The sequence below is a fragment of the Psychrobacter sp. AH5 genome, from assembly GCF_040371085.1.
Classification (GTDB): domain Bacteria; phylum Pseudomonadota; class Gammaproteobacteria; order Pseudomonadales; family Moraxellaceae; genus Psychrobacter.
Genome location: NZ_JAMBMT010000001.1, coordinates 2,111,893 through 2,131,879, shown reverse-complemented (window position 1 = coordinate 2,131,879; position 19,987 = coordinate 2,111,893). Strand labels below are relative to the sequence as shown.

The window sequence follows — 19,987 nt, the reverse complement described above, 5'->3', positions numbered from 1 at the left end:
AATTTATCAATTGAACGACTTATCAATCTTTAGTGATCATGTTACGGATACGGCTAATAGCTTCCCGGCTCTCTGACACGCTAGCCACTAGGGCTATACGCACGTAACCTTGACCTGGGTTTTTACCATTGACCTCGCGCGATAGATAACGCCCAGCCAAAGCATGAATATTAGCCTCTTCATAAAGCGCTGTGACAAAAGCCTCGTCATCGCCTGCAAAAAGCGGCGGCACTTTTATCCAAAAATAAAACCCCGCATCCGGCATGCGTAAATCTAATAGCTCGCCAAGCTCCTCCATCCATAAGGCAAACTTCTCTTTATACAAGGCTCGATTGTGCGCCACATGCTTCTCATCTTGCCAAGCTGCAATAGAGGCTAGTTGATGAGGAATAGGCATCGCGCAGCCTTGGTAAGTGCGATATTGTAAATAAGACTTTAAGATATCAGCGTCACCAGCGACAAAGCCTGAGCGTAGACCGGGAAGGTTTGAGCGTTTCGACAACGAATGAAAAACGATGCAGTTCTTATAATTATCACGGCCAAAACTAGTACAAGCTTGCAATAAACCAATAGGCGGCTGATCAAAATACAGCTCGCTATAGCACTCGTCACTAGCAATAATAAAGCCATACTTGTCAGATAAACGCATGATAAATTCCCAATCATCCAAGCTCATCATCGAGCCAGTCGGATTATTGGGGCTACAAACAAATAACAGCTGTGTGCGACTCCAAACCTCTATTGGCACAGCGCGATAATCACCTTTAAAGTTATTCTCGAAAGTACAAGGAACAAAATAAGGGGTGGCATTTGCCAAAATAGTAGCGCCTTCATAGATCTGATAAAAAGGATTGGGCATGACTACTACCGGTTCTAGCGTATGGTTCTCGCCATGATTGACCACTGCTTGCACCAAGCTAAAAATAGCCTCACGGGTTCCCATGACTGGTAAAACTTGCTGATGAGCATTAACATGACGCAAAAAAAAGCGCTTCTCTAACCAATGAGCGATGGTTTGACGCAGCTCAAATAGCCCCTCTGTGGTTGGATAACGATTGAAGCGGTCCAGATTTTGTTGTAAGACGTCCAAAACAAAACTTGGCGGCGGATGTTTTGGCTCGCCAATACCAAGCTTTATTTCACTACAAGCAGTATTGGCTATGCTATCGGCCAATAGACTGTTCATCTTAGCGAACGGATAAGAATGCAGATGCGACAAGTTGTGATTCATAGGCGTAGTAACTATAATAGACAATTGATAATAAAGTTATAAAGAAAAATTACAATAGGGCAGTGTAGCACCTCTCTGATTTTTTGTCCTTTTCTTATAGTAGCTATCAAGCCAAGACCAGCTTTGGCTCTATGATAACTGCTTAGTGTGACCTAATAGTTGGGGTCACCCTAGTTACTCACTTTTGAGGAGTGTTATAAAATGACCCAAAGTTACAAGACTTCCAAGTCTGACAATCTAAGCAATTTGGAGCTTACTAACCCCTCAAACTTTGAGCGTGACCAAAATCATGAGCACAAGGTATGTGAACAACTAAAAAATCGCGAACAGCAGTGGTGGCAGGCTCGTCAGCGTCTTATTGATCTCAAAGAGCGCCAAGTGTTTTGGTTTGGGGATAACAGTGGCATGATGTGGCTGCTTTGGCAATTGGTCAGCTATGTGGTTATGGGTCTATTACTGATGCTAGCGACCAAAATGTTCGAGATATCTTTTTCTTTAAAACAATACATCCTTATATTTACGCTACAAACGCTAGTCTTCATCGTGGCTTTTATTTTTAAGGGCAATTTAGCCAATTTATTACAAAACAAGATTAAGACGGCAGAGCTACAACGTGATCAATGTTTGAATGAGATGATTATATTAGCCTCCGATAGTCTTTTTCCTCGGGTTTATGCTCAGGCTCCGTTATCGCTGCAAACTATCTACGAAAGCAATCAGCGCCAGCTACGGCTGGTAAGCTTGCATGCCTTATTAACTCATGAGATTAATGCTGGAAGACTAATCTTGCAGCATCAAACTCAAGCTAATTTATTACCGTTAGAGCTGGCTGAGGATGAGTTAAATCATCTGGCTTGTGAGATGATTTATAGAAGCGCTATTGCTTAGCTCTCAACCATAGCTTGGATCATGACGCACGCTAAGACTGGCTATCAAAGCCTGTTTTAGAGTTTCAAGCATCGCCTCAGATAAAGGCGCGTCATTTTGATCACTAATATAAAACATATCCTCTGCGCGCTCGCCTAAAGTCGTGATACGCGCTGAGTGCACCTCGATACCTTGCTGCAAAAATACCTGTCCGACGCGAGCTAACAATCCGGGTTGATCAAGGGTTTGTAGACTCATGATATGTTGACCAGAGGCTTCATTGAATTCAAAGCTGATAGTCGTTGGTATATCGAAATGCAGCAATTGACGGGGCAAGCGCTTACTTGTCAGTTTAGGTGCTGTTGGGTTTTTGAACGCCTCAATCAAACGTCGTTTCAGCTCCTCTTGTTCGTCTTTTTCGGTCAGTAAAGTACCACTACGATCGAGCAGCACATAAGAGTCCAAAGCAAAATCGCGAGTAGCGGTAATAATGCGAGCATCTAGTACATCCAAATTCATCTGATCAAACACAGCCATGGTGACCGCAAATAAGTTCGCTTGATCTTGGGTGTAAACAAACACTTGTACTGCATCTAGTGCCAACTCTCGATGCTCACGCAGCACTACTAGCGGCGCACTATCGGCATCTGAGGCGCGACCCATCGGCGGATGCGCCAAAATCGCCTCGGTATGCCAAAGAATATCTTCTGCAATCTCTCTTAAAAAGTACTCATCGCCTAAGTCGTCCCATAGCCTTAGCACTTCCTCGCGATTCATATGCTGATTATCCACAGTATCGAGCATCTGTAGCGCTTGCTTACGGGTGGCAGCAATCATATCTTGACGATTGGTAGGAGCGTCGATGTCAGCGCGTAATATCCGCCGCGTCTGCGTATACAGCTGCTTCATAAGGCTGGCGCGCCAGCTGTTCCATAGCTGCGGATTGGTCGCATTCATATCAGCAACGGTTAGGACATACAGATGATTTAGATGAGTGACGTTGCTGACTAAATCGGCAAAAACTGTTACTACCTCTGGATCTGAGATGTCCTTTTTTTGCGCGGTCATCGACATCAGTAAATGATAGCGCGTCAGCCAGCCTACTAGATTGGCATCCGCAACACTCATGCCGTGCTTGAGACAAAACTCAATCGATTCGCTTTGTCCCAGCTCGCTATGGTTGCCGCCGCGACCTTTGGCTATATCATGGAACATCGCCGCTAGTACCAAGATCTCTTTGCGCTCAATACGCTGAAAGATAGCACTGACTAACGGGAAGTCTTGCTGAAAACGATCATCGGTAAATCTATGCAAAATCCGAATAAGAAATAGCGTGTGCGCGTCAACCGTATAACGATGAAACAAGTCATATTGCATCAAACCGGTGACTTGCGCAAAAGAAGGAATATAGTTGCCTAATACCCCGTAGCGGTTCATAGTGCGCAGACGATGAAACAGATAGTTCTGCTCTTTTAGATTGGCCAAAAACAGTGCTTGATGCTCGGTATTATCACGATAGTTTTGATCAATGCCGCGCGCTGCGACTTTGAGCGCCCGTAGCGTATGAGTACGCACTTTTTTGAGACCATGCTGACCCATGAGTAAAAACATCTCTAGGATAGCTTCGGGATGCTGAGCGAAGACGCGGTGATGGGCGATAGCGATTTGATCGCCGATTTGATTGAAGCGCGCATTTAACGGATGCTTGCTTGGGCGCTCATCGACAGGCAGGTGCGGCTCTATAATGGTTTCAAAATAGTGATTGGTTAGCATCTCAGATAATGTTGAGATTTGCATAGCGCAGCGATAATAGTCGCGCATAAAACGCTCAACTGCAGCATTAGGCTCGTCATCAGGCTGAGTCTCATAACCCATCAGCTGCGCGATATCTCGCTGATAATCGAACAATAAGCGGTTCTCATTACGCCCGGTCAACTCATGTAGATGATGACGAATTTGCCACAGATAGCTCTCAGCAAAGCTTAGCTCATCAAACTCTTTTTCAGTCAAAAAATTCTGCTGAACTAAGTCATAAAGCTTACTGACTCTAAAATAACGCTTAGTCACCCAGCCAATGATATGAATATCACGCAGACCGCCAGGAGCGGTTTTTATATTAGGCTCAAGATTATATTCAGTAGCATTATGCTGCAGGTAACGGTTTTTGGCTTCTTCTATTTTGACCTCATAAAACTCACGCTGCGTCCAAAGCTTGTTGACCACCGCGGTAGGGGTATCTTTTAGCTCCTCATTACCTACTAGTAGCCTAGCCTCAAGCAAGGTACTAGCGACAGTATGATCGGTAGCCGCTTCTAGACAGTCTTTGACGCTACGTACAGACAGGGCAGGCTCAAGACCGATGTCCCACAGCATAGCTACTAGGCCATTGATTTGAGTCGTCATACTAGCGGCAATCTCATCGGGAGCTAGCAGTAAGATATCAACGTCTGAATACAGCGACAACTCGCCGCGTCCGTAGCCGCCAGTGGCAAACAGCGCAAGATCCGTCTTATCAAGCTCAAACCAAGAAAACAGCGCAGTAAGCAGCTCATCTATCGCACAGGCACGCGCTGTCACTAATTGGCGAATATTGACCCCGCGTTCTAGCGCGCGGCTGATGTCTTCATTGATTTGAATGAGCCACTCAGGAATGCCAAGCAGCGACTTTTTAGTAGGGTCGTTGACAACTAGCAAAGGGGTTTCCATCGTGCCATTTGGAGGTGACAACGCCGGCAGAGGCGTAATATAGACCGAGGCAACATCACAAGTAAACATGATCGCTATTCCATAAAATATGCAGCTAAAAACTAAAATCTTTAAAATTAGGCGCTTATAACTAACCTGGCTATGCTCTTATTTTTTGCTAAATTGCGAGTCCGTAACAATAGTTAATAATATAAAGCAAAAGCAAAATTAAAAGCAAAAAAAAGACCGCGTAAGCGATCTTCTCTTTAACTAACTACTGGCGCAAAAAACTTAAATCTTCTTCAGGGCGCGTCGTAAATACCTCACAACCGTTATCGGTCACGACCATAGTATGCTCCCACTGGGCTGAGAGCTTACGGTCTTTGGTAATCGCCGTCCACTCGTCAGGCAAAATCTTCGTCTGCCAAGTGCCTTGGTTAATCATCGGCTCAATGGTAAAGGTCATGCCTGTCTTAAGCTCAAAGCCGGTGCCTTTTTTACCATAATGCATCACTTGCGGCTCATGATGAAACTCATTAGAGATACCATGACCACAGAACTCGCGCACGATACTAAAACGCTCAGGCTCGACCACTTCTTGAATAGCCGCACCTATATCACCAAGACGCGCACCGTTTTTGACCACGCTCATTCCTGCATACAGCGCATCTTGTGCCACTTTGCAAATACGCTGCGCCATGATAGAGCCATTACCGACGATCCACATTTTTGAGGTATCACCGTAGTAGCCATCCTTGATGACCGTGACATCAATATTGATAATATCGCCATCTTTGAGCAGCTTATTATCGCTAGGAATACCGTGACAAACCACATGATTGACTGAGGTGCAGATCGATTTTGGGAAGCCGTTATAGTTGAGCGGTGCAGGAATTGCATCTTGTACGTTGACAATATAGTCATGAGCAATTTGATTGAGCGCTTCGGTGCTGACCCCAACTTTGACATGCTCATCTAGCATTACTAATACATCGCTAGCTAGCTTACCAGCGATACGCATTTTGTCTAAAGCTTCAGGAGACTGAATGAGAGATTTTTTTGTCATATTCTTATACTTACGCTTATAGATTTGAAGTGGCCTAATTATAGCATAAATGCACTATTAAGGACTATTGAGCCATTAGTGATGGTTATATTAGGACAATGCTTGATAATCACAATACTTTGTTTGCTATATTATTTTATAAAATGAGCGAAAAAGCTTGGCAGGTTACAGCGCGCTGCAATCTATTAATAACAACAACAAACCCTAGATAAGTCAGTCTTCGATAACACAAAATTGATGTTTTGAATTTATGTAGCAGCTAATAAGTCAATAAACAAGTGCTGTTAGCAAAATCTGTCTAAAGTAAAACAAAGCGCTGGTTACCCTATACTTAACTCTTCATGACAGTCACAATTTAATCCTGCATAATGGCCTCATTGTTTAGTTCAATGAATAAAACAATGAATTTATCATTACAAACTAGCAAAATAAAAACCAGTTATTTATAACTATTTACTTATAATCATAATTAATTTTTTAACTTTTAGGAGCAAAATATGAGAAATATGACCAAAATAGCACTAGCCGCTACCTTAGCAGTGGGTACGCTTGCAGGTTGTCAAACTACGCCAGGCGTTACCGCACCAGTAGCTCAGCCGCTAACCGTCAATGCGCTAGAAGCTTACAACTGGCAGTTGGTAGATGCCAAACGTGCAAATGGTGATAAAGTCACTCAGCTATTTACTATGCCCAATAAACCTTTGACTTTGAATTTCTTTAGAGACAATGGCAATAAGCGCGTTAGCTTTATGAATACGTGTAATAATATGGGCGCTAACTATAGTATCGTCAACAATAACGTGCAGTTAGGTAACGTGTTGAGTACTATGATGGCTTGCCCAGAGCCGCAAGCTAGCTTTGATACTGCGACGATGGCTACTGTACAAGGCAAATATAGCCTAACTAAAAACGCTAACAATGTCCCTATCTTAACTATTCGTAATGATAACCAGATTGCTCAATTTAAAGCGGTTGCTAAGTAATTTTAATTATTTATCAATCAGTGTAGCTAACAACTATTAAAGTTTTAAAGCTCATTAAAATAGCAAAAATGCCTCACTACTAAGTGGGGTATTTTTTTGAGTAAAATTAACTAAGGTTTAGGGTAAACTTATGCTTATATTCTTTTTATGAGAGTTAAAGCATGCCCAAAGTCATCCTTAGTCCTTTTGCTATGAGCCAAAATACTTTTATGGCTATCTTTGCCGTAACGCTTCTTACCGCCTGCCAAACTCTACCAAGCCACTATACAGCAGCTATCGATAGAGCCCATCCTTTGACCGCTAACATGCCTACTATAGACCGCGCAGGACGTATCGCTTATATCGAAGAGCAAGGCATAGGAGTTACCAAAGTCTCTACTTTATATAGTATTCGTCCTGATGGTAGCGATAGGCAGATGATAACGCAGCTCAATGGCTATCTCTATTCGCCAGCTTGGTCCGCTGATGGCCAATTGCTGGCTTATAGCAAACAATTACCGCGCCAAAGCCCCAAGATTTATATCTACGATCACAGTAATCAAACCCATAACCTCGTTGTCCATAATAATGGTAGCAATCTATCTGCGGTATTTTCTCCCGATAATCAAAAACTGCTTTATAGCTCCACGGTCGGCGGCAATGCTGATATTTATGAGCTAAACCTCGCTGATGGTAGGAGCAAACAGCTAACGACTTTGCCAAGTACCGAAGTGCAACCTAGTTACGCCGCTGACGGTCAAAGCTTTGTTTATGTCAGTGATAAAGTTCGCGCCGGTCGTCCCCGGTTGTATCGCTATGATTTTGCTAGCGCTAAAGCCACGCTTATACCAACTGATGGCTATGCTGCCAGCCCGCAGTTGAGCTTAGATGGTACGCGCATGAGCTATCTCAGTGGTAGCCAAGCTGCGATAATGACGTTAGCCACCGGACAAGTTGTCAATCTAGCTGACACTGGACTTGATGAGCCGGCAAGACTATCTCCCTCTGGTCAATACGCGGTTTATCCGACAAGGCAGTCGCAAATAAGCGGACAGCAGGGCGGCAGTTTGGTTATTCGCTCTTTGACGGGCGGCGATAGTTACGCCATAGGCAGTAAAACAGGCGGAGTAGTGCGTTCACCAGTGTGGGGAAAGTCGCTTCTTAATTATCATTGATTTTATAAAACAGGAGGGGAATTATGGCACATAAAAAAGAAAATCTACCCCAAAAAATATGCCCCGTCTGCCAGCGACCTTTTACGTGGCGCAAGAAGTGGGCAAAGGATTGGGAGCAGGTGATTTATTGTTCTGAGCGTTGTCGGCGGACAAAGGGTAAGAGCGCTGACTAAAATTAAAATAAAAATTCAGCCTATAATAAATAAGCTGAATTTTATATTGTAGTGTTCTTTTTAATGATTATTGACGATCAAAGATAATGGTTTCGCCATCATTATTTTGTACTTCAGTTTGATCTTCGTAGCCAGTAAATGTCAATGTATCACCTACGACATTGATAGTCATCTTATAGAAAAATGACAAATCATCATTACCAGTACTGCTATACAGTGACTGACCCAGGGTGAATAGACCACTATTGTTTAGGGTATAGAGATTCCAGTCCATACCAGAGAGGGGCACAGTACCATATTCATAAGGGAGCTCTTGGTCAACTTCTATATGGAAAAAGGTCTGGTTGTCTAAAAAGCCAAACAACACCAACTCATCATTAAGTTGACCCGCTTGCGCCTTCCAAATACCTAGCTCGTTTTCGGACTTGGCTTTTGAGAACGTATAAAGCTCATTGTTCTCTATGACTTTATTGTTGTTTTCATCCACACCTAGCGTTAATGTATTGCCGGAGATTTGTACGGTTCTTAGCAAATCATCTGATAAACCCGCGTTGCCATTGTTATCATAAACTACTTCATCAACTTTTAGCTCATTATTAGCTTTGAGAGAGTATTTACCCCATTCAATGCCGCTATTGCTATCTCTTAATGAGGTAGGGCCAGTCACTTGGGTTTGTACATAAGTGCCATCATCTAAAAAGGCTAAAGTCACTAGCTCTTCATTACCTTGAGCCATCTGCCAAAGCCCAGATAGTCTCTCAGGGTCAACTGTATTATCAGTCTCTGAGCCCAAGCCATCTCTTGAGAAGTTGAACATCTCATCAGTCTCTATCGTACCATTTTGATTGTTATCGACTTCAATGGTAAGAGCAGTGTCACCAGTCACACGCGCGTAACGGGTGCGTGGTTCTGATAAGCCAACTTCACCATTATCATCATAAAATTGAGAAGTTGTTAATTCTTCAGTCGCAGCATTAATGGTGTAAGAGCCCCATTCCATGCCATTTTCAGGATTACTGATCAAACCATCTTTATCGACTTGTACATAGAGGTAAGTGTTATTTTCTAAGAAAGCCAACCCAACCAGCTCATCATCATCAGCATCATCCAAACTCCAAGGTCCTAAGATACCTTTGGGTTTAACCTTTGAGAACACGTATTGCTCATTGCTAGTAATAACGCCATCTTCATTTTCATCGACTTCGAGAATAAGCTTGCCATTAACGACTTTAACAAAAGGGTTAGGAGCATCTGATAATCCAGCGTCACCATTTTTATCAAAAGTAGGTGTAGCGGTGAGTGCACCTGTCTGATTATTAATGCTATAAGTTCCTGACTCCATACCATTTTCAGGATCAGTTGTTGAACGACTGGCATTGACTTGAGTTTGTATATATTTACCGTCATCGGTAAAAACAATCACTGATAAGTCGTTACCCGCATTATCGCTACTCCACATTCCAACGATTTTAGTATTGAGATCTGTCTGATTAGAGGGAGGTACGTACAATACATTGGAATCGTTATCGTCATTACATCCTGGTAGTAATAAGGCCATTGAGACCGCTAATAAAGCTATTTTAAATGGTTTTATTTCATCTCTCCTTGATTAAATAATTGAATATCGCTACCACATCATTTATTTTTACCTCCTTGTAGCAATGTAGATTTACTCTTCATTTATGGCTATTTATTAGATTCACTAAAGAGACTTTAATATTCATAATTTTGAATATAGCAAAAATATTTATGATAAGCTAATTAAAATAGTAACTTTTATTCATTATTAAATCAGAGTCTGCAACTTACAATAATTTATCAAAATCTTATATCTAGCAAGATCTTTTAGGGCAGTAGACAACTCGACGCTATCAAACGTGCTATAGATAGGTCTGATAAGCCTGTTTATTTGGTTGTTTATGTCCATGGCTGGAATAATAATGCAGATGATAAAGACAAAGAGGATAAACAGAATTTTGATACCGCTGCTTTTCCCTATCTCCTTGCTCGTCGCCACTTCCAAAATCCTAATATGAACGTCATTGGAGTGTATGTTGGTTGGCAAGGCACTAAATTTAAATTTCCTCCCGCACATTTTTTAACACCGCTGAATAGAGCTCTTGTCGCTGACGCTATTGGTAACGGTGATGAGATAAGAGACGACATAGTGAGTCTGACCAACCATGTTGAACAAAGCATTCACTCAGGCTATTCACCGATCCTGAGAAGTAGGGGTATTATTTATAGTTTGTAAGAGCTAAATTCGTTACTTGTTTTACTACCTAAAAGGGCGCTACTCCCTTGAGCAGTGCCTTTTTTGAGTCAGTGATTGTATTAGACTAAAGTTGCTAATATATAAGTTTAAAATCACTATTGTCAGGTGTAAGATTAATATCTCAATTGATTTAATGGATATAAACAAATGATTTTATATAAAACGAATAATCTTAATTTTACGAAATAATTTATAAATTTTTAGGGGTTATCATCTTTTATAATTACGATTTAAAACCAATCAACAATTTGCAAACCCTCCACACGTTCAAACTCTTTAATATTATGCGTCACCAAGGTGGCGTTATTGGCAAGCGCACAACCTGCAATCTGAATGTCGTAAGGTCCAATAGTTTTGCCTTGACGTTCAAGCTTTGCTCGAATCTGCGCTGAAACCTCCGCCTCTTTGCGACCAAACGGCATTACTTGAACTTGTTTCAAAAGAGTAGATAGTTGACTCAAACGTTTATCAGGGCTAGTAGATTTTTGGATACCTACATTTAGCTCATAAAGTACAATAGTAGGAATGATAATTTCATTTGGGTCGCAAGAATAAAGGTGTGAAGCAACTTGTCCCACACCTTTAAAAAAGTAAATGAGCGTATTCGTATCTAAGACGTAGCTCATAATGATTCACGCTCGGCATCATCACCTTGAGCGCTTCTAATTTCATCCAAACTCGGAAAATCAGCCCAACTACCAGCCAGTGCTTTAACCTCTGGCGACCAGCCTTTATGCTGTTTGACTTGTTGCTTGATAAACTGACTTAACCAAAGAGCAGGCGCTATGTTTTCAGCATCCGCCATTTGATAAATGATAGCTTCAACCTCTTCGTCTAGCGTTAAAGTAATTTGGCTCATATTAGTTCTCCTTCTATCTACCTATAGTTATAAACTATATAGGGTTATATAGATAAACTCCATCATCTTTGATTCAGATATATAGAACAACTCTGCCATAGCAAAGCTTTTTAGCCCCGATTGTCGCGGATATCCTGACGGGCTAGGCGAGTTGCGGTAGATCGTTTTGAGACGGTATCGAGGCAACAGGAACAGCTCAAAACTTAGCCACCGCCTCGGCTAGACTGGCAGATAAAAGCAAAAGCAGGATCAGCTGTAAAAACTAATCCCACAACAAAAAATTTCTCTAGCAAACCTTAAAACCGCTCCTACAAATTCGGATTTAACCATTTCTCAGCCGTTTTGATATCCCACTCTTTACGTTTGGCATAATCTTCTAACTGATCTCGGCTGATTTTACCGACATTAAAGTATTCGCTATCTGGATGCGAGTAATAAAAGCCGCTGACTGAGGACGCAGGCCACATCGCAAAGCTTTCGGTGAGCGTGGTGCCAATCGCCTCAACGGTACCAAGCCAATCAAACAGTTTGCCTTTTTCGGTGTGCTCAGGACAAGCCGGATAGCCCGGAGCCGGACGGATACCGACGTATTTTTCTTTAATCATCTCATCATTGGTTAAGTTCTCATCAGCCTGATAGCCCCAGTAGTCTTTACGAATCAGCTCATGCAGATGCTCAGCAAAGGCTTCGGCGAGACGATCAGACAGCGCTTGTACCATGATAGCGTTATAGTCATCGCCTGCTTCTTTATACTGCTCAGCCAACTCTTCTGTGCCAACGATAGATACGGTAAAGCCGCCGATATGATCAGTGTGCTTATCTGATGGCGAGATAAAGTCAGCCAAGCTAAAATTAGGCTTGCCGCTCGCTTTATCAGACTGTTGACGCAAATGCTCAAAGGTATAGGTCGGTTTGCCGCCTTGAGTAGGATCATTATCATAGACTGTGATGGTATCAGCGCTGGTACGACGCGCAGGCATAATCTTAAACACGCCTTTAGCGACGATAAGCTTTTTATCGATCATGTTTTTCAGTAGCTCTTTGGCATTATCAAACAAATCGCGCGCCGCTTCACCAACGACTTCATCTTGCAAGATTTTGGGATATTTGCCAGCCAGACCCCAGGAGATAAAGAACGGCGTCCAGTCGATATAAGGCACTATATTATCGATAGGGTAGTCGTCCAGTATCACTTGACCTAGAGTGTTTGGTACAGGCGGCGTGTAATTGTCCCAATCGTACTGGAAGCCGCCTTCGATTGATTCTACATAAGATAGCTTAGCCGCTTTGGGTTGGCGTTTTGCTAGACGCTCGCGCACTTTGATGTACTCGCTACGGGTCTCATCGATTAGCTGTTGGCGATGCTCCTTTGAGAGTAGTTTGGTCACTACTCCAACTGAGCGCGAAGCATCAGTGACATAGATGACACCATCGTTTTGATATTGCGGTTCGACCTTGACTGCGGTATGCGCTTTAGAAGTAGTCGCGCCGCCGATCATCAAGGGCAGAGTCATACCGCGCTCTTGCATTTGCTTAGCAACATAGACCATTTCATCGAGACTTGGGGTAATTAGACCAGACAGTCCGATGATATCGACTTTCTCTTTGATGGCGGTATCAAGAATCGTTTCGCACGGTACCATCACGCCAAGATCAACAATATCGTAACCATTACAGCCGAGCACTACGCCGACGATGTTTTTGCCAATATCGTGAACGTCGCCTTTCACCGTCGCCATCAAGATTTTACCTTTGACTTCCCCTTCAACTTTTTCCGCTTCGATGTACGGGTTTAGCCAAGCCACTGATTGTTTCATCACACGCGCTGATTTGACCACTTGCGGCAAGAACATTTTGCCTGCGCCAAACAGATCACCGACGATATTCATGCCATCCATCAATGGCCCTTCGATGACTTCTAGTGGTTTGGGATATTTCTCCCATGCCTCTTTGGTATCTTCTTCAATAAAGGTAGTGATACCTTTGACCAGGGCATGGGCGATACGCTCTTCTACTGTGCCTTCGCGCCAGCTCATATCGACGGTGCTGTCTTTTTTCTTCCCATCGTTTTGGAAGTTCTCTGCTACCGTCATTAGTCTTTCAGTGGCGTCTTGACCGCTCTCACCTTGATTACGGTTTAGCATCACATCTTCGATAGCATCGCGAGCCTCGATAGGAATATCGTCATAAATCTCTAACATAGCAGGATTGACGATACCCATCGTCAAGCCGTTTTTGATGGCGTGATATAAGAATACCGAGTTGATCGCTTCACGAATGGGGTTACCACGGAAGCTAAAGGAGACGTTAGAGACGCCGCCTGATACCATGGCATTAGGTAAGTTTTCAATGATCCATTTAGTAGCATTGATAAAGTCGGCCCCATAGTTATTGTGCTCAGTGATGCCGGTGGCGACTGCGAAGATATTGGGATCAAAGATGATATCCTCAGACGGGAAGCCCACTTCATCAACGAGTACATCATAGCTACGCTTACAGATCTCAATTTTGCGCTCAAAGGTGTCCGCCTGACCGTCTTCATCAAAGGCCATGACGATGACGGCTGCGCCATAACGCATACACAGCTTGGCACGCTCGACAAATTCGTCGTAGCCTTCTTTTAAGGAGATGGAGTTGACGACTGACTTACCTTGTACGCGTTTTAGACCTTCTTCAATGATGTCCCATTTGGACGAATCGAGCATCAAGGGTACTCGGCTGATATCTGGCTCACCGGAGACTAAATTGACGAAATGAATCATCGCTTGCTTAGAGTCAAGCATGCCCTCATCCATATTGATATCGACGATTTGCGCGCCGCCTTCGACTTGATCGCGAGCGACATCGAGCGCCTCGGTATAAGCTTCGGTCTTGATTAGGCGCAGAAACTTTTTGGAGCCAGTAACGTTAGTACGCTCACCGACGTTGACGAACAGGCTGTCTTTAGTGATATTGAACGGCTCGAGCCCTGATAAGCGGCAGGCAGGAGCAATCTCAGGAATCACGCGCGGTGCGTAGTTGGCGACCATGTTAGCGATTAAGCGGATGTGCTCAGGTGTGGTACCACAGCAGCCACCAACGATATTTAAGATACCCGCTTTAGCGAAGCCTTCTAGTAAAGCCGTGGTCTCTTCAGGAGTCTCATCATACTCGCCAAATTCATTGGGCAAGCCGGCATTAGGATGCGCTGAGACGTAGACATCAGCGATGTTTGAGAGCGTCTGAATGTGTGGTCGTAGCGCATCAGCGCCTAAGGCGCAGTTAAAGCCTACTGATAAAGGCTTGGCATGGCGCACCGAATTATAAAAAGCCTCAGCCGTTTGCCCTGATAGAGTACGTCCTGAGGCATCAGTAATAGTACCCGATATCATAATCGGTAGCTCAAAGCCGATATCATCGAAGACGCCGGTAATGGCGAAAATAGCCGCTTTGGCATTTAAGGTATCAAATACCGTTTCAATCAAGATAATATCGACGCCGCCTTCTATTAGCGCCAGCGTCGCCTCGCGATAGTTGTCTGCTAACTGATCAAAGGTAATATTGCGATAGGCAGGATCATTGACATCAGGCGATAGCGAACAGGTGCGAGAAGTCGGGCCGATGACACCAGCGACAAAACGCGGCTTATCAGGGTTTTTTGCAGTAAACTCATCAGCCGCCTCGCGTGCTATTTTCGCTGCGGTAATATTAAGCTCAGGGACTAGATATTCCATATCGTAATCCGCCATGGATAAGCGCGTACCGTTGAAGCTATTGGTTTCAATAATATCAGCGCCAGCGGCTAGATGATCATTATGGATATCTTTGATCATTTGCGGCTGGGTCAGCACGAGTAGATCATTGTTACCACGTACATCTTGCTTAATATCGGCAAAACGCTCACCGCGATAGTCGGCCTCTTCAAGCTTATAGGTCTGAATTTGCGTACCCATAGCGCCATCGAGCATCAAAATACGCTTGGCCATTTGTGCTTCAATACGTGCGCGTGCGGTGAGTTGTTGCTCTTTATAAGGAAAGATACTCGGAGGCGTTAAGATAAAATCGTCAGCAGAGGCGGTACTAGTATCAGGAGCTTGAGTATTTGCAGAGATGGTTTCAATCATAGGAATACAGCTTATATCGTCAGTTATATAGAGGAGTGAATCAGCTAATTATATATAAAGTATAGAGTCAAATGAGAGCTATTTTAGCATGAAAACCTAGGCAGTCAGGGCCCACTTAGCGCTAGAGTGATTATCCTTATACCCTTTATTTAATCAAGGTTGCATAGCTGTCTAAAAAACAGTCAAAACTTACATTCTCATTACAAAAAGTAGCGTAATAGTAGAATTATATTATTGTGCTATATGTTAATTTAAGTTTAGAAGAATTACCGTTATATAAGAATTACTTACTAGTTTTTATATTTTTTGATAGCTTTCTTTGTAATGGTGTCTTTTACAAGCAAATCTTAGAATAATTAACTTTAATAGATAAAATACTACTCTTTAAAATAATTAGTAGCATGGCTCTCATAAATAAGGATATCACTATGAAAATGACTAAACTGGCGACCATTGGAGCATTAGCAATATCATTAGCAGGCCTTTCGGCTTGTAATAATATGATGCCTGCCAAGAGCGCTGCAATGAAAACACCGATGATAAAGCCTGCTATGGCGAATATGAATGTAGTACAAGTGGCACAAAGCAATGCTGACTTCTCAATTCTAGTAGAGGCAGTGCAAGCAGCAGGATTGGCTGGTGCATTGTCTAACCCTGACACTAATTTTACGATATTAGCGCCCACTAATGCCGCCTTTGCGCAAGCCTTGGCAGAAACTGGTATGACCAAAGCCCAGCTTTTTGCTAATAAGCCGCTATTGACCAAGATTTTATCTTATCATGTCATCAACGGTAGTGCGCCTGTCTACAAAAAAGATGTTATGCCTGGCAATGTCACTATGCTTAGTAATGATACGTTGATGATTACGCCACAAGGGACATTGATGGATGAGAACGGTCGTACAGCCAACATTCTAAAAACCGACATTATGGCTACTAACGGCGTAGTACACGTTATCGACAAAGTGTTATTACCTAAATAAACCTACTTAAGCGCTAATAAAACCTTAGCCCCACTATAAGTATCAGCGATAGTAATAATAAAAAGTGCCAATATTGGAGAATTTCGATATTGGCGCTTTGATAATTGGTGCTTTGATAGCGGTACTTTTAATATTGATAATATTGACACTATTATCAACCGCTTATCAAAACCACCCAGCAGATTACAAAGTCTACTTTTTATTAAATCTATCTACTACCCTAAAGCTAGTCTTAGCTTTACCAAAAGTAATACTCATATCAATACCTATACATAGCATGAGTCGTGTTTTGTGTTAAGCTAGCAGATAGATTACTAATGTTGTATTTTATCGTTTAATATTAGTAGTTCCCGTATTTAATTCACTGTTATAGTCTAGCAATTACAGATAATTGCTAACGATAGTTATAGTTACTGCATTTACAAATATTTAGTGACTATAAGTTTGTAAAAAACGTTTTTTACTTAATATTAATTGGAAAGGATATCTCTATGTTAAAAAAGACTTTATTATCTCTAGCGATTGCTACTACTGCTCTATCACTAGCTGCCTGTAACGATACAGAAACCGTTGCTGATCCTGTAGAGCCAGAAGTAACCACTACTGAAGAAGTCGTTGAGCCTGAAGTTGTCGTTGATCCAGCAGTGGAAGTGGACCCAATGGCAGAGACTATGGCCACTCAGTCTATTGCTGAGATAGCAGCAGGTAATGAGAATCTAACTATCTTGACAGCAGCGTTACAAGCCGCTGGATTAGATACTATGATGATGGATGCAGGAACTTATACTGTATTTGCACCAACTGATGATGCTTTTGCTCCAGTCCTAGAAAAACTAGGCGTGACAAAAGAAGAGCTACTAGCAAATACAGATTTGCTCAAAAAAGTACTTCCTTATCATGTCGTACCTATGGTTGTAAAAGCAGCTGATATTCCTTACGGTACTGATATCGAAACGGTCAATGGTGCTACTATTTCTATCAGTGATGCTAACGTCATTACAGATGCTATCGGTGGTACTGCTAATATTACGGGTACAGATATCATGGCTACCAATGGGGTAGTGCATACTATCGATGCAGTATTAATGCCTGAGTAAGTTCAGCGTATGAACTTATTATAGTTATTTAACTTCTCCAAAAGCCTAGCTGTTAATGCTGGGCTTTTTTGTGGATGAAGATAAAGTAGCCAAGCTGGTGAGTATCAATAAGTGAATACTAATCAGTAGTAGAGCTGTAGTAGAGCTATATAAACTTACTAATCTAAACTAGCTGGCTAAGAGGTGAATGCAAAAATAAAAAAACTCGCAACCTAAGCTGCGAGTTTTTATCAAAAGAGCAAATCATCTTTAGCAAAAATTCTGCTAGTTAGACTTATACTCTAGGCTGTTTGCGAAGGGCATCTTGCTTAAGCAATTCTTGCTCTTTAAGATGACGCTCTTCCCAGTAAGGCGCATTTTTGATACCGAATTTCTTTGGATCAAAGCTATAGCGTGCTACGCCAGCTTTACGCTGCGCTTCATAGTCTCTAAGCATAGTAAGCGTCGGACGTGCTACAACAAAGATAACTAAGATACCAACGATATTTAACCAAGCCATCAAGCCTACACCGATGTCACCGATAGCCCAGATGTAACCTGCTGAGTTAAGACCACCATAAGCGACCATAACCATAATTAGTACTTTGACTAAGAATAAACCTGTCTTATTAGCATTACGGCCTAAGAAACGAGTTAAGTAAGCTACGTTCACCTCAGCAATATAGTAATAAGCTAAAATAGTAGTAAAGGCAAAGAAGAATACCGCGATTGCAATAAAGGTATTACCAAAATTACCATAGACGGATTCCATCGCCATTTGGGTAAAGGCTGGCGCGTTAATCTCAGTAGTAGCGGCCACGTTTTGTACGATGAATTGACCGTCTGGTAGAGTACCTTGAATGTTGTACATACCAGTAGATAAAATCATAAAGGCAGTAGCCGAACAGACTAGTAAGGTATCGACATAGACTGAGAATGCCTGTACTAGACCCTGCTGTGAGGGATGCTCAACTTCAGCAGCAGCAGCAGCGTGAGGGCCTGTACCTTGTCCAGCTTCGTTAGAGTAAATACCACGTTTTACACCCCAACCGATAGCAGCACCGAAGCCTGCTTGAGCTGTGAAGGCGTCACCTACGATCATGCCAAATACATCAGGGATCAGGCTAAGATTAGAGAACATGATAATTAGAGCTAAGATGATATAACCTAGCGCCATAAAAGGGACTGCGTACTCAGTAAAGGTTGCAATACGCTTAATACCACCAAAGATGATGACCCCTAATACAAAAAGGATAATACCTAAGGCAACTAGACGCATAGAGCCAACTTCTAGGCTGCCGATATTCATAACTGTACCTTCACCCATAACCTGAGCAAAAGCATTGATAACGCCGTTAGCCTGTACGCCTGGTAAGAACATACCACAAGCTAAAATAGAGGAGATGGCAAAGATAATACCGTACCATTTTTGACCTAGGGCACGCTCAAAGTAATAAGCAGGACCACCACGATATTCGCCGGTCACCACGTCTTTTTCTTTGTAAATCTGTGCCAATGTGGCTTCGACATAAGCGGTTGAAGCGCCTAAAAAGGCTACTACCCACATCCAAAATACCGCGCCTGGGCCACCAAAACCAATAGCAGCGGCAACCCCTGCGATGTTACCCATACCTACACGTCCCGCTAGAGAGACGGCAAGGGCCTGAAATGATGAAATACCATCAGCACTAGACTTACCAGTGAAGAGTAGTTTAATCATTTCACCAAAAAGACGCACTTGTACGAAGCGCGTCATAATAGAATAAAATAAACCTGCGCCCAAACAGAGGTAAACTAACGCTGGGCTCCAAATAATTCCGTTTACTAGATTGACTAAACCTTCCATATCTATATTCCTCAAACGTCCTCAGCAGAGAAAATAATAAAAGAAGCGGCATGACCGTTAACAGTAATTAGTGCTTCTATTAAATTGACTACTGAGTATGGATATTAGTTGTCTGTGTTTACCCGCTAATCTTACTTACTCACTCTATTAATACCTCTAGGTAAATATTTGAAGAAGCTAGTAAGCTGCGGTGCAATTCCTTTTGCCGTATTGGTTGTTATAATATAGCAGTTTTATCACTTTATAATGACTTAAAATATCATAAGCTAATGTTTTAAAACATCATAAAATAAAATAACGGGTCCATCAGTACTAACCAATGACTTAATAACTATACTCTAAATATTTAGTGTTTGTAACAGACTATCTCTACATAGTACTAAATATACTGCTAAATGTATGTCAACCGTACGGCTGCGTAACAGCAATTTGCCACAGTTTTTGGCAAATTACTAGATATTTCTTAACTCATAACTTATTTTTTGCATAAAAATAATAATTGATGATTAATAATAAATCTCAAGATCAGTTGTATTGATATCCATAATTGAGTGTAGAAAAAACCCTTATGTTATCGAGGGTTACTAATAATATTGCGGTTGTGTTTTAGTAACGGTCAATTGTAAAACGGCTATGATGTTGCCATTATTAGCACCATAACCTTATATTAACTATATTATAGTAGT

At 42.3% G+C, this 19,987-nt stretch carries 15 protein-coding genes; 7 read left to right on the top strand and 8 right to left on the bottom strand.

All coding sequences use genetic code 11. The annotated features are described in order from the left end of the window. Nucleotides 1-22 precede the first annotated feature (22 nt). Nucleotides 23-1,231, bottom strand: a complete 1,209-nt coding sequence (dapC, locus tag M0N77_RS09015; protein WP_353104865.1) for a succinyldiaminopimelate transaminase — start codon at nucleotides 1,229-1,231, stop codon at nucleotides 23-25. A 201-nt stretch (nucleotides 1,232-1,432) separates the two neighbouring features. Between dapC and M0N77_RS09010 the strand changes: the two genes are divergently transcribed. Beyond that, entirely contained in the window at nucleotides 1,433-2,119 is a 687-nt protein-coding gene (locus M0N77_RS09010) for a hypothetical protein (protein WP_353104864.1), read from the top strand. A 3-nt stretch (nucleotides 2,120-2,122) separates the two neighbouring features. Here M0N77_RS09010 and glnD read toward each other — a convergent pair whose 3' ends face one another. Both glnD and map read right to left on the bottom strand, forming a co-directional pair. Then, complete coding sequence (gene glnD / locus M0N77_RS09005) at nucleotides 2,123-4,873, bottom strand: [protein-PII] uridylyltransferase (RefSeq protein ID WP_353104863.1); 2,751 nt, start codon at nucleotides 4,871-4,873, stop codon at nucleotides 2,123-2,125. A gap of 184 nt (nucleotides 4,874-5,057) precedes the next feature. Next, complete coding sequence (gene map / locus M0N77_RS09000; protein WP_353104862.1) at nucleotides 5,058-5,849, bottom strand: type I methionyl aminopeptidase; 792 nt, start codon at nucleotides 5,847-5,849, stop codon at nucleotides 5,058-5,060. A 497-nt stretch (nucleotides 5,850-6,346) separates the two neighbouring features. Here map and M0N77_RS08995 point away from each other — a divergent pair, with 497 nt between their 5' ends. From M0N77_RS08995 to M0N77_RS08985, 3 genes are all read left to right on the top strand, one after another. Continuing rightward, entirely contained in the window at nucleotides 6,347-6,832 is a 486-nt protein-coding gene (locus tag M0N77_RS08995) for an META domain-containing protein (protein WP_353104861.1), read from the top strand. 161 nt (nucleotides 6,833-6,993) lie between these two features. Beyond that, a complete protein-coding gene (locus M0N77_RS08990; protein WP_353104860.1) occupies nucleotides 6,994-7,986 on the top strand; it encodes a Xaa-Pro aminopeptidase in 993 nt (330 codons plus the stop codon). Nucleotides 7,987-8,009: 23 nt separating this feature from the next. After that, nucleotides 8,010-8,159: a DUF2256 domain-containing protein gene (locus M0N77_RS08985; protein WP_353104859.1), complete on the top strand. Its 150-nt coding sequence runs from the start codon at nucleotides 8,010-8,012 to the stop codon at nucleotides 8,157-8,159. A 67-nt stretch (nucleotides 8,160-8,226) separates the two neighbouring features. On the opposite strand, the gene M0N77_RS08980 is transcribed toward M0N77_RS08985, so the two are convergent. After that, on the bottom strand, nucleotides 8,227-9,717 hold the full coding sequence (locus M0N77_RS08980) for a hypothetical protein (protein WP_353104858.1): 1,491 nt from the start codon (nucleotides 9,715-9,717) through the stop codon (nucleotides 8,227-8,229). A 351-nt stretch (nucleotides 9,718-10,068) separates the two neighbouring features. Between M0N77_RS08980 and M0N77_RS08975 the strand changes: the two genes are divergently transcribed. Beyond that, nucleotides 10,069-10,413 carry a hypothetical protein gene (locus M0N77_RS08975; RefSeq protein WP_353104857.1) on the top strand — a complete coding sequence of 115 codons (345 nt, stop codon included), beginning with the start codon at nucleotides 10,069-10,071 and terminating at the stop codon, nucleotides 10,411-10,413. A 251-nt stretch (nucleotides 10,414-10,664) separates the two neighbouring features. On the opposite strand, the gene M0N77_RS08970 is transcribed toward M0N77_RS08975, so the two are convergent. From M0N77_RS08970 to metH, 3 genes are all read right to left on the bottom strand, one after another. Next, the gene (locus tag M0N77_RS08970) at nucleotides 10,665-11,060 is read right to left on the bottom strand and encodes a type II toxin-antitoxin system VapC family toxin (protein WP_353104856.1); all 396 of its coding nucleotides are present in this window, start codon (nucleotides 11,058-11,060) and stop codon (nucleotides 10,665-10,667) included. Further along, nucleotides 11,057-11,293 carry a hypothetical protein gene (locus tag M0N77_RS08965; RefSeq protein WP_353104855.1) on the bottom strand — a complete coding sequence of 79 codons (237 nt, stop codon included), beginning with the start codon at nucleotides 11,291-11,293 and terminating at the stop codon, nucleotides 11,057-11,059. The genes M0N77_RS08970 and M0N77_RS08965 overlap by 4 nt, the downstream gene beginning before the upstream one ends. A 308-nt stretch (nucleotides 11,294-11,601) precedes the next feature. Further along, nucleotides 11,602-15,396 (bottom strand): methionine synthase, encoded by a 3,795-nt coding sequence (gene metH / locus M0N77_RS08960; protein WP_353104854.1) that lies wholly within the window; start codon nucleotides 15,394-15,396, stop codon nucleotides 11,602-11,604. A 428-nt stretch (nucleotides 15,397-15,824) separates the two neighbouring features. On the opposite strand from metH, the gene M0N77_RS08955 reads away from it, so the two are divergent. Together M0N77_RS08955 and M0N77_RS08950 are read left to right on the top strand one after the other, a co-directional pair. Continuing rightward, nucleotides 15,825-16,379: a fasciclin domain-containing protein gene (locus M0N77_RS08955; RefSeq protein ID WP_353104853.1), complete on the top strand. Its 555-nt coding sequence runs from the start codon at nucleotides 15,825-15,827 to the stop codon at nucleotides 16,377-16,379. Between the two features lie 491 nt (nucleotides 16,380-16,870). Next, complete coding sequence (locus M0N77_RS08950; RefSeq protein ID WP_353104852.1) at nucleotides 16,871-17,476, top strand: fasciclin domain-containing protein; 606 nt, start codon at nucleotides 16,871-16,873, stop codon at nucleotides 17,474-17,476. Between the two features lie 274 nt (nucleotides 17,477-17,750). Here M0N77_RS08950 and M0N77_RS08945 read toward each other — a convergent pair whose 3' ends face one another. Continuing rightward, entirely contained in the window at nucleotides 17,751-19,301 is a 1,551-nt protein-coding gene (locus M0N77_RS08945; protein WP_353104851.1) for an alanine/glycine:cation symporter family protein, read from the bottom strand. Nucleotides 19,302-19,987 lie beyond the last annotated feature (686 nt).

Coding starts and splice junctions, on each gene's coding strand:
- M0N77_RS08980 (WP_353104858.1), bottom strand. CDS start 9,717: ATGGCCTTATTACTACCAGGATGTAATGACGATAACGATTCCAATGTA.
- M0N77_RS08990 (WP_353104860.1), top strand. CDS start 6,994: ATGCCCAAAGTCATCCTTAGTCCTTTTGCTATGAGCCAAAATACTTTT.
- M0N77_RS08970 (WP_353104856.1), bottom strand. CDS start 11,060: ATGAGCTACGTCTTAGATACGAATACGCTCATTTACTTTTTTAAAGGT.
- M0N77_RS08945 (WP_353104851.1), bottom strand. CDS start 19,301: ATGGAAGGTTTAGTCAATCTAGTAAACGGAATTATTTGGAGCCCAGCG.
- M0N77_RS08950 (WP_353104852.1), top strand. CDS start 16,871: ATGTTAAAAAAGACTTTATTATCTCTAGCGATTGCTACTACTGCTCTA.
- glnD (WP_353104863.1), bottom strand. CDS start 4,873: ATGTTTACTTGTGATGTTGCCTCGGTCTATATTACGCCTCTGCCGGCG.
- M0N77_RS09010 (WP_353104864.1), top strand. CDS start 1,433: ATGACCCAAAGTTACAAGACTTCCAAGTCTGACAATCTAAGCAATTTG.
- dapC (WP_353104865.1), bottom strand. CDS start 1,231: ATGAATCACAACTTGTCGCATCTGCATTCTTATCCGTTCGCTAAGATG.
- M0N77_RS08985 (WP_353104859.1), top strand. CDS start 8,010: ATGGCACATAAAAAAGAAAATCTACCCCAAAAAATATGCCCCGTCTGC.
- M0N77_RS08995 (WP_353104861.1), top strand. CDS start 6,347: ATGAGAAATATGACCAAAATAGCACTAGCCGCTACCTTAGCAGTGGGT.
- M0N77_RS08955 (WP_353104853.1), top strand. CDS start 15,825: ATGAAAATGACTAAACTGGCGACCATTGGAGCATTAGCAATATCATTA.
- map (WP_353104862.1), bottom strand. CDS start 5,849: ATGACAAAAAAATCTCTCATTCAGTCTCCTGAAGCTTTAGACAAAATG.
- metH (WP_353104854.1), bottom strand. CDS start 15,396: ATGATTGAAACCATCTCTGCAAATACTCAAGCTCCTGATACTAGTACC.
- M0N77_RS08965 (WP_353104855.1), bottom strand. CDS start 11,293: ATGAGCCAAATTACTTTAACGCTAGACGAAGAGGTTGAAGCTATCATT.